This is a genomic window from Moorena sp. SIO3I6 (assembly GCF_010672095.1).
In genome coordinates this window covers 1-8558 of record NZ_JAAHHU010000219.1, presented here as the reverse complement: position 1 = coordinate 8558, position 8558 = coordinate 1, and the positions used below count along the sequence as shown (strand labels likewise).

The 8558-nt window shown below is 44.8% G+C and carries 10 protein-coding genes and 1 pseudogene; 7 read left to right on the top strand and 4 right to left on the bottom strand.

Annotated features, from left to right (window positions below; genetic code table 11):
- The 3 genes and pseudogenes from F6K49_RS31840 to F6K49_RS31830 form a co-directional block, all read left to right on the top strand.
- Positions 1 to 406 (top strand): annotated as a pseudogene (locus F6K49_RS31840) (DNA repair protein RecO); the annotation flags it as partial.
- Positions 407 to 472: 66 nt separating this feature from the next.
- A complete protein-coding gene (locus F6K49_RS31835; RefSeq protein WP_293103077.1) occupies positions 473 to 1912 on the top strand; it encodes an MFS transporter in 1440 nt (479 codons plus the stop codon).
- A 20-nt stretch (positions 1913 to 1932) separates the two neighbouring features.
- Positions 1933 to 3090, top strand: a complete 1158-nt coding sequence (locus tag F6K49_RS31830; RefSeq protein WP_293103074.1) for a glycosyltransferase family 4 protein — start codon at positions 1933 to 1935, stop codon at positions 3088 to 3090.
- 169 nt (positions 3091 to 3259) lie between these two features.
- Here F6K49_RS31830 and F6K49_RS31825 read toward each other — a convergent pair whose 3' ends face one another.
- Positions 3260 to 3604 (bottom strand): hypothetical protein, encoded by a 345-nt coding sequence (locus F6K49_RS31825; protein ID WP_293103071.1) that lies wholly within the window; start codon positions 3602 to 3604, stop codon positions 3260 to 3262.
- 103 nt (positions 3605 to 3707) lie between these two features.
- The gene (locus F6K49_RS31820) at positions 3708 to 3962 is read right to left on the bottom strand and encodes a peptide ABC transporter substrate-binding protein (protein WP_293103068.1); all 255 of its coding nucleotides are present in this window, start codon (positions 3960 to 3962) and stop codon (positions 3708 to 3710) included.
- Positions 3963 to 4069: 107 nt separating this feature from the next.
- Between F6K49_RS31820 and F6K49_RS31815 the strand changes: the two genes are divergently transcribed.
- Positions 4070 to 4315, top strand: a complete 246-nt coding sequence (locus tag F6K49_RS31815) for a helix-turn-helix transcriptional regulator (protein WP_293084951.1) — start codon at positions 4070 to 4072, stop codon at positions 4313 to 4315.
- A 51-nt stretch (positions 4316 to 4366) separates the two neighbouring features.
- A complete protein-coding gene (locus tag F6K49_RS31810; RefSeq protein ID WP_293103065.1) occupies positions 4367 to 4945 on the top strand; it encodes a Uma2 family endonuclease in 579 nt (192 codons plus the stop codon).
- A gap of 75 nt (positions 4946 to 5020) precedes the next feature.
- Here the strand turns inward: F6K49_RS31810 and lpxB (F6K49_RS31805) are convergent, their stop codons facing one another.
- The gene (lpxB, locus tag F6K49_RS31805; protein ID WP_293103061.1) at positions 5021 to 6253 is read right to left on the bottom strand and encodes a lipid-A-disaccharide synthase; all 1233 of its coding nucleotides are present in this window, start codon (positions 6251 to 6253) and stop codon (positions 5021 to 5023) included.
- Between the two features lie 151 nt (positions 6254 to 6404).
- Here lpxB (F6K49_RS31805) and F6K49_RS31800 point away from each other — a divergent pair, with 151 nt between their 5' ends.
- Both F6K49_RS31800 and F6K49_RS31795 read left to right on the top strand, forming a co-directional pair.
- The gene (locus F6K49_RS31800; protein ID WP_293103058.1) at positions 6405 to 6569 is read left to right on the top strand and encodes a hypothetical protein; all 165 of its coding nucleotides are present in this window, start codon (positions 6405 to 6407) and stop codon (positions 6567 to 6569) included.
- Between the two features lie 257 nt (positions 6570 to 6826).
- Positions 6827 to 7399 carry a hypothetical protein gene (locus F6K49_RS31795; RefSeq protein ID WP_293103055.1) on the top strand — a complete coding sequence of 191 codons (573 nt, stop codon included), beginning with the start codon at positions 6827 to 6829 and terminating at the stop codon, positions 7397 to 7399.
- Here F6K49_RS31795 and lpxB (F6K49_RS31790) read toward each other — a convergent pair.
- On the bottom strand, positions 7340 to 8548 hold the full coding sequence (gene lpxB / locus F6K49_RS31790; protein ID WP_293103080.1) for a lipid-A-disaccharide synthase: 1209 nt from the start codon (positions 8546 to 8548) through the stop codon (positions 7340 to 7342). The genes F6K49_RS31795 and lpxB (F6K49_RS31790) overlap by 60 nt on opposite strands.
- Positions 8549 to 8558: the final 10 nt, after the last annotated feature.

The window sequence follows — 8558 nt, the reverse complement described above, 5'->3', positions numbered from 1 at the left end:
CCCGAATTGGCGGGTTGGTTTTAGTGTAGAAGCTGGTGGAACTATTAGTTTAGTCAGTAATCAGTCCAATCGGAACCATTTACCGAATCAAACTATTCCAAATCAAGCACAGAGCTTGAGTGAAACCATTGACAACCCTGATACTGATATCATCCTACCCCCTCCTCCACGAGTAAATCATCAGCTGAATGCTCTGGAGTTAACCCTGCTTCAACAACTGGCAGCTGCTGAATTACCTCAGCTGACTACACTATTAAAAGACCAATTGGCAGGGTCGAAAGCGGCTGAGTCTGTAGATTCACTCTGGGTGAAGCTGGAGCGAATTTTGCGAGACTACGCTCAGTATCACTTTGGTCGCTCAATTCGTTCAGCGGCTTTAGTAGATTCGTTGTCGTCTGTTAATTAATACTAATAATGACTATCGAAAAAAGTTGTTACTGATAATAAAAAAGCCTAACCTAAAAAAGCCAGAATGCAATCATCGGAGACTGGAAAAAACCAAAAACACTCCCCAGACCCCACGTCTGATTTCACCAAGTCTGATTTGGTGGCAAACCCCTCATCGAGCAGTGATGATCTAAGGGATCAGGAACTGGATTCATCACCGGATAAAGGATTTATACCAGTTCTAAAAAATTCCAACTTCTTAGCCCTATGGAGTGGTCAAGTCTTCTCTCAGCTAGCAGACAAGGTTTATCTGGTGTTAATGATTGCCTTGATAACCAGTCGCTTTAAAGATGCTGATCAAACTATCAGTGGCTGGGTATCAGCGGTGATGATTGCCTTTACCATCCCAGCAGTTCTATTTGGTTCCTTGGCTGGCGTCTATGTGGATCGGTGGTCAAAAAAAGATGTGCTGGTACTAACCAATCTGTTGCGAGGGGCACTGGTGTTGTTAGTGCCTGGGTTGTTGTCTTTAACTCAAGGCTCGACATCAGTCTCCAATCTGCCACTAGGCTTTTATGTCTTATTAGTGATTACCTTTCTAGTCTCTACCCTGACCCAATTTTTTGCCCCAGCAGAACAAGCGGTAATTCCCTTGATTGTGAAACCGCAGCACCTACTGTCGGCCAACTCTCTATATACTACAACCATGATGGCTTCCTTAATCATTGGTTTTGCTGTGGGTGAACCGTTGTTAGCGTTAGCAGATAGGTTGGGAGCTCAGCTACATTTCGGGGTGTACTTGGGGAAAGAAGTTTTGGTAGGAGGGTCTTATGCGATCGCAGGATTAGTGTTGTTGTTACTGAGAACTGGTGAAAATCGGGCAAAGTCTAACGCTGAGCAACCTCATGTATGGGCGGACATTGCTGATGGTCTGCGTTACGTACAACACAATCGAAGTGTCCGCAATGCTATGATTCAACAAGTTATTCTGTTTTCCGTTTTTGCTGCTTTAGCGGTTCTGGCGGTAAGACTCGCGGAAAACCTACCTGGGATCACCGCTTCCCAGTTTGGCTTCTTGTTAGCAGCCGGTGGGATTGGGATGGCGATTAGTGCAGCAATCCTAGGAAACTGGTTTGATGACACCTCCCATGTCAATTTAAGTCTGTCTGGTTCTGTGGGTATGGGAGTAGCCTTAGTAGGGTTGTCCTTATTCACTAATAATCTCTGGCTGGCTTTACTCATGACTATGGTATTGGGGGGGTTTGGGGCTTTGGTCGGTATCCCGATGCAGACTACCATCCAGGCAGAAACACCAGAAGAGATGCGGGGCAAAGTTTTCGGACTACAAAACAATGCTATTAATATCGCCTTGAGTTTACCTTTAGCCTTAGCGGGGATCGCAGAAACTTGGTTGGGTTTACAACCTGTATTTCTTGGTTTAGCAGCACTTGTGTTCTTAGGTGGGTTCTTAAACTGGTATATTTCCGGTAATAGATTAAATAATTTCAATAAACGTCATAAATAGAGATAGAACTACCAACCGGAATGCATATCGCCTGGCTCGGAAAAAAATCCCCTTTTTGTGGTAACGTCACCTACAATCGAGAAGTGACCAATGCTCTGCTCGACCGGGGCTACCAGGTCAGTTTCCTCCACTTTGCCCAAGAAGAAGAGGACCGGACTTGGTGGGGTTGTCAGGAGGTACCACTGCCTTGCTTGTACAAGTCTCAGATGTATACCATTCCAACCCTAACCGCCAGTAAGGTTTTGAAGCGATCGCTACAGGAGCTCAAACCTGATCTGGTCCATGCTTCCTTAACTTTATCTCCTTTAGACTTCCTGTTACCGGAAATCTGTACCGAACTCAATTTACCCTTAGTGGCGACCTTCCATCCGCCCTTTGATGGTAAACGACGCAATTTGCAATCGGGAACCCAATTGCTGACCTATCAAGTTTATGCACCGTTTCTCGCCCACTACGACCGAGTGATTATCTTTTCTCAACTCCAACGGGATGTCCTAATCCGGGTTGGCGTTCCTGATCACAAGCTAGCAGTGATTCCCAATGGAGTTGATGTCCAGAAATATTCTCCAGGATACTCCCAGTTTACCTCTGAGTTGGCATCTGAGTTCGGAGGGCAACGCCTGTTTGTTTATCAAGGTCGGATTGCTACGGAAAAAAATGTTGAAGCGCTGCTGCGAGCGTGGAAACAATGTAACCTCGGTGAATCCAGTAAGCTAGTGATTGCTGGTGATGGACCGTTATTAGCTTCATTAAAACCATTTTATGGGGAAGAACACAATATCATTTGGCTAGGATTTGTGGCTTCCGAGCAAGAACGGATTGAGATTTTGCGGGCAGCAGATGTGTTTATTTTACCTTCTCTATTGGAAGGGCTGTCCTTATCATTACTCGAAGCCATGGCTTGTGGCGTGGCTTGTGTAGCCACAGATGCTGGAGCTGATGGGGAAGTGTTAGAGGATGGTGCTGGGATAATTCTCAATACCCATGGGGTGACATCCCAACTTAAAACCCTATTACCCCTATTGCGTGACCACAGAGACTGGACTACTTTGCTTGGTCATAAAGCTAGGGCAAGGGTTCTAGAGCGCTATACCTTAAGTGGGAATATTACTCAGCTCGAAAAGCTTTATGAAGAGGTTGTACAAATTAGGCTTGTGCAATTGAGTGGTCGTGCTTAGTTTTTTTGTTGTTTGGGAATTTACCCTCATGGTAAGTTGCCCTTATGGTGAAGAGGGTATACAAACTTAATCTACTCCTCAAGGGGTTACGCAGTAAGTCTTTTTCACAACTTAGAATCTACCCATAACAGCTGAGTATTTCGAGTTTTGAAGGTGTCTTGCGACCCTTTTAGGAATAAGAAAGATATGCTTTACGTTGTTGGTAAATCTCAGAGAGTCGAGTCATCCCTTGTTCTGTATATCGTTTAGCTTCTCGCCAAATTGCTGACCATACTGTTTCCAATGCTCTTAACTCTCGGCAAGAACGAATCAGGGTACAACAAGCAGCTATCCACTGTTCTAGCTGACGGTAGCTAATGAAGTAGCCGCCTCTTCCTTGAATATGTACCCATAGTACATGAGCCCACTTTTGCCATCGCCAGACTCGACTAGGGTCAATTTTTAGGTATCTGCTGAGTTGTCTACGAGTGATGACGAAGGTTTGAGGATTGATGCGACGGCGAAGAAAGTTCATAAGATTCAATCATGTTGAATTGTGACTTGGACTTAAACAGCGACAAGGAGCAAATGGGGAAAGGGAATAATTTCCCTTTCCCCTTAAGAAAAATTGAGGAAGGTTAATTGGTAGAAACGTAGCGAGTAAGAGCACGCATCTGTTTACCAGGAATGGAAGCAGGCATTAAGGGACTCCATTCCCTGATTTCAGCAAAGCCGAGTTTGTATTGGGTGTGGATGATTTTGGTGATGCCGTTACTTGAACCAATGACTAGGATTCGCACAGGTTCTCGCTTGGGTTCAGGTGGTGTGGGAGTAGGATCGGAGGCGGGTACCGAGGGAGTTTCTTCCGGTTCTGGTAGAAAGTTGTTGGACATGGGAAGTTACCTTCTTATTGTTACCGAATGGACTACAAATAGTATACCTCATTGTAGTCCATTTGGTTCCATTTACTCAGTCGTGAGTAAATGACAGAATTTGAGGCATGGGAAAAGCAGGCAAAGCCCTCAAACAAGTATTAGAAAGCTACGGCATCAGCCAGAATCGAGTCGCTGTGCTGATGGGAATTGGTCGTTCCAATATTTATCGTTGGGTGAATGAAATTAGAGATCCAGGCGCTGAGATGGTTCTTCAACTTCGGGATGCGCTGTATCAGATTAATCCAGCAGCAGCAGAAGATTTTGTTAAGCTTTATTTGGGTCGTCCGGGGCAAGATAACGATTCGTCTTAGTTGCGAAGCAATTGCTAGATATATCTATAAGGGATAACTTGAGATTTATCCATGAATACCCTTCCGATCAACATTCCTCCTAGCCTCAGAGTTACTGACGAGCAGTTTGAACAACTTGCTGCTGCTAATCGAGACTTACGCTTAGAACGTAGTGCTACAGGAAAATTAATTGTCATGCCACCCACTGGGGGGAATACTGGAAAACGCAACATTGATATAGAAGGACAACTTTGGTTATGGAATCGCCAAACCAAACTGGGGGTTACCTTTAACTCATCGACTGCTTTTCGACTTCCCAATGGGGCAATTCGTTCCCCTGATGCAGCTTGGGTTAGTCAAAAACGATGGAATGCATTAACCCCTGAACAACAAGAAACTTTCCCACCCCTTTGTCCTGATTTTGTGCTGGAGTTGCGTTCAAAGAGTGACAATATGGAACCGTTACGCCAAAAAATGCAGGAGTATATTGATAATCAACTGCGTTTGGGTTGGTTAATTGACCCTAATCATAAGACAGTTGAAATTTATCGACTCAATCAACCTGTAGAAGTCTTAAAATCTCCCAAAACATTATCGGGAGAAGATGTTTTGCCTGGCTTTGTCTTAGACTTGGAATTTGTCTGGAATTAGCATAATTGTAAGCTTATGCGCTACGCGCACGCTACGCGAACAGCTATCAGGCATTAGCCATTAGCCTTTGACCACTTAGCTCATTAGCTGGAAAATCTCCTTAGCAGCGCGATCGCATACGCCCACTTCACCCAATAACTGGCGCATTTCCTGATAATTTTTCAGAGTTTGCTGACGCCGTTCTTGATTAAAAAGGAGTTCCAAGGATTCCTGGACAATATTCTCTGGTGTGGCTTGCTCTTGTAACAACTCCGGCACAATGGAACGCATTACTACTAAGTTAGGGGGAGACATGAAGGGAATCGAAAACTTCAAGAAGGTGCGAGCAAGCCAGTAGGTAAAGGGATTAACTCGGTAGAAAACCACCTGGGGCACATCTAGTAGTGCTAGTTCCAAATTCACTGTACCTGACTTGGTAATGGCTAAATCAGCAGCAGCCAAGATTTCCTTAGTTTGACCAGCTACCACCTTAGCCTGTAAACCATAGCGCTGTACTGCTTCTTCAATGGGATGGCGATAGGCTTCTAAGGATAGGGGAATCCAAAATAGTGGTGAATCAGCTTGACTTTCCCTTAACCCTTCACCCTTTGACTGGCTAAGCTGGCCGGTTTGCTTAGTATCCAACAATTGTGACTGTAGCTGCTTGGCGGCTTCGAAGACTACAGGCATGAGATACTTAATTTCTTGTTGTCTAGAGGCAGGTAAAAGTGCGATCGCAGTTTGTTCTGGAGCTATGCCTAAGGTAGCACGAGCCTCCTCCCGGCTTGGGCTAGATTCCATCCGATCTACCAGGGGATGACCTACCCAACTAACTGACGCTCCTTTTTCCACAAAGTAACGGGCTTCTTCTGGGAAAATTGCCAACATTCGATCAGTCATCTCCACAATCATCCTGGTGTTGCGCTTAGAGATAGACCAAACCCACTCTTGGGGAGCAATATAATAAACTACCGGTACTTGCGGTAGTTCACGCTTGAGAAAACTACCAATACTCAAATTTGGTCCCATGTAGTCAATCAGCACCACTAGGTCAGGGGGCTGCTGCCGGAGATACTGTTTAGCACGACCTTGGACTTTCAGGGTAGGCAGCACAAAGGGTAAAGATTCCAGAATTCCTACAGAACCAATACTGGTGGTATTACCCAACAGCTTCGCACCAGCTTGAGCCATTTGATCACCGCCTAGAGCAACAATCTCTAACTCTAAGCCAGCTGCTGTTCCCTGACGTTTCAATGCTTCAATCAGTAGAGCCCCTTGTAAATCACCAGATACCTCGCCAGTACTGATAAATATGGTTTTGAGAGTCATGGTTGATGGGTCGATAGGGATTAGGGAAATAGGAAGTAGACAGTAACCAGATCTAAATTACCTGACCACTGCAACATAGTATCAGTGCCCGGCGAAGGTAAACTGTCAGACATTTAAATTGTGAATAGGGGCGCTTTGGGGAGATGGGGAGATGGGGAGATGGGGAGATGGGGAGATGGGGAGATGGGGAGATGGTAGACCGGCTTGTACACAAGTGGATGGATTGGCCGTTGGTCACGCTACGGGAACGATTGGCCGTTGGCCACGCTACGGGATTGACCGTTGGTCACGCTACGGGAACGGAAATTTAAGCTGATAGCTGATACGCGACACGCTGATAGCTGAATAATTACGATAGCTGAATGCTTACCAATTTTTTTTATAAATTCACATAATATTCATTAAAAATATTTATTTAATTCATCCAAATTTTATAATTTTAACCTCACAATAAAGCAATATAACAACAGATGGATAAAACGATTAGTGATTGACGCTAATTACATCAAGCTAAAATCACAATTTTCATCCTATAGGGTGCAATGAAAAAAATATTTTTTAGGAGAAATAAAGATGTCTACTAATTCCACTAACACAACAGTTTTGACTTTCGATCAACTGCCCTTGCAACCTGTTGATGACCTGAGTTTCATGGGGGTCACATTTAGTGATACACCAATAGAGCCGATTGTAATCGATTTCAAGGATGCCGCTGCTTTTGTAAAGGACAGTTTAGAAGGTAATGCCGCCGGAATCCTAACCCAAGACTTTGATGCACTGGTTTCCGACCTTGAGTTTGGGGTGGCCCTCAATACCCTTGCTACTCTCAAACCTGGTTTTACAGTGGAACTGTTTGATGACTCCACATTGGTAAATACGATCCCAGTCGATACTAGTTCACTGCCAAGCTTGACCGAAGGTCTGTTATCCCTTTTTGATAGTGATATACCAAATGATATTGATATACCAATAGACCAAATAGACCGGGTTGTGATCGATTTCAATGATGCCGCTGCTTTACCCTTTGGTCAGATTTCTTTTGAACAAAATGACGATACCATAATCACCACAATCGATAATCAACCATTAGCTGTGTTGACTGATGTACCTTTTGGTGATATAAAAGAGGCATATTTTCTGTTTTAATCTCCTGTTTTCTGAAAGGAGTTCCAAGGATTCCCGGACAATATTCTCTGGAGTGGCTTGCTCTTGTAACAACTCCGGCACAATCGAACGCATTACTACCAAGTTAGGGGGAGACATGAAGGGAATCGAAAATTTCAAGAAGGTGCGAGCAAGCCAGTAGGTAAAGGGATTAACTCGGTAGAAAACCACCTGGGGCACATCTAGTAGTGCTAGTTCCAAATTTACTGTACCCGACTTGGTAATGGCTAAATCAGCAGCAGCCAAGATTTCCTTTGTTTGACCAGCTACCACCTTAGCCTGTAAACCATAGCGCTGTACTGCTTCTTCAATGGGATGGCGATAGGCTTCTAAAGATAGGGGAATCCAAAATAGTGGTGAATCAGCTTGAAGGTTGGAAGGTGGCAAGGTGAATGTTGCTTGACTTTCCCTTAACCCTTCACCCTTCGACTGGCTAACCTGCGACCGTTGCTTAGTATCCAACAATTGTGACTGTAGCTGCTTGGCGGCTTCGAAGACTACAGGCATGAGATACTTAATTTCTTGTTGTCTAGAGGCAGGTAAAAGTGCGATCGCAGTTTGTTCTGGAGCTATGCCTAGGGTAGCACGAGCCTCTTCCCGGCTTGGGCTAGATTCCATCCGATCTACCAGGGGATGACCTACCCAACTAACTGACGCTCCCTTTTCCACAAAGTAACGGGCTTCTTCTGGGAAAATAGCCAACATTCGATCAGTCATCTCCACAATCATCCTGGTGTTGCGCTTAGAGATAGACCAAACCCACTCTTGGGGAGCAATATAATACACTACCGGTACTTGCGGTAGTTCACGCTTGAGAAAACTACCAATACTCAAATTTGGTCCCATGTAGTCAATCAGCACTACTAGGTCAGGGGGCTGCTGCCGGAGATACTGTTTCGCACGACCTTGGACTTTCAGGGTAGGCAGCACAAAGGGTAGAGATTCCAGAATTCCTACAGAACCAATACTAGTGGTATTACCCAACAGCTTCGCACCAGCTTGGGCCATTTGATTACCGCCTAGAGCAACAATCTCTAACTCTAAGCCAGCTGCTGTTCCCTGACGTTTCAATGCTTCAATCAGTAGAGCCCCTTGTAAATCACCAGATACCTCGCCAGTACTGATAAATATGGTTTTGAGA

What these genes read in the sequence shown, in the direction of transcription:
- F6K49_RS31795 (WP_293103055.1), top strand. Translation starts at nt 6,827, where the DNA reads ATGTCTACTAATTCCACTAACACAACAGTTTTGACTTTCGATCAACTG.
- F6K49_RS31830 (WP_293103074.1), top strand. Translation starts at nt 1,933, where the DNA reads ATGCATATCGCCTGGCTCGGAAAAAAATCCCCTTTTTGTGGTAACGTC.
- F6K49_RS31800 (WP_293103058.1), top strand. Translation starts at nt 6,405, where the DNA reads ATGGGGAGATGGGGAGATGGGGAGATGGGGAGATGGGGAGATGGTAGA.
- F6K49_RS31810 (WP_293103065.1), top strand. Translation starts at nt 4,367, where the DNA reads ATGAATACCCTTCCGATCAACATTCCTCCTAGCCTCAGAGTTACTGAC.
- lpxB (WP_293103061.1), bottom strand. Translation starts at nt 6,253, where the DNA reads ATGACTCTCAAAACCATATTTATCAGTACTGGCGAGGTATCTGGTGAT.
- F6K49_RS31825 (WP_293103071.1), bottom strand. Translation starts at nt 3,604, where the DNA reads ATGAACTTTCTTCGCCGTCGCATCAATCCTCAAACCTTCGTCATCACT.
- F6K49_RS31820 (WP_293103068.1), bottom strand. Translation starts at nt 3,962, where the DNA reads ATGTCCAACAACTTTCTACCAGAACCGGAAGAAACTCCCTCGGTACCC.
- F6K49_RS31835 (WP_293103077.1), top strand. Translation starts at nt 473, where the DNA reads ATGCAATCATCGGAGACTGGAAAAAACCAAAAACACTCCCCAGACCCC.
- F6K49_RS31815 (WP_293084951.1), top strand. Translation starts at nt 4,070, where the DNA reads ATGGGAAAAGCAGGCAAAGCCCTCAAACAAGTATTAGAAAGCTACGGC.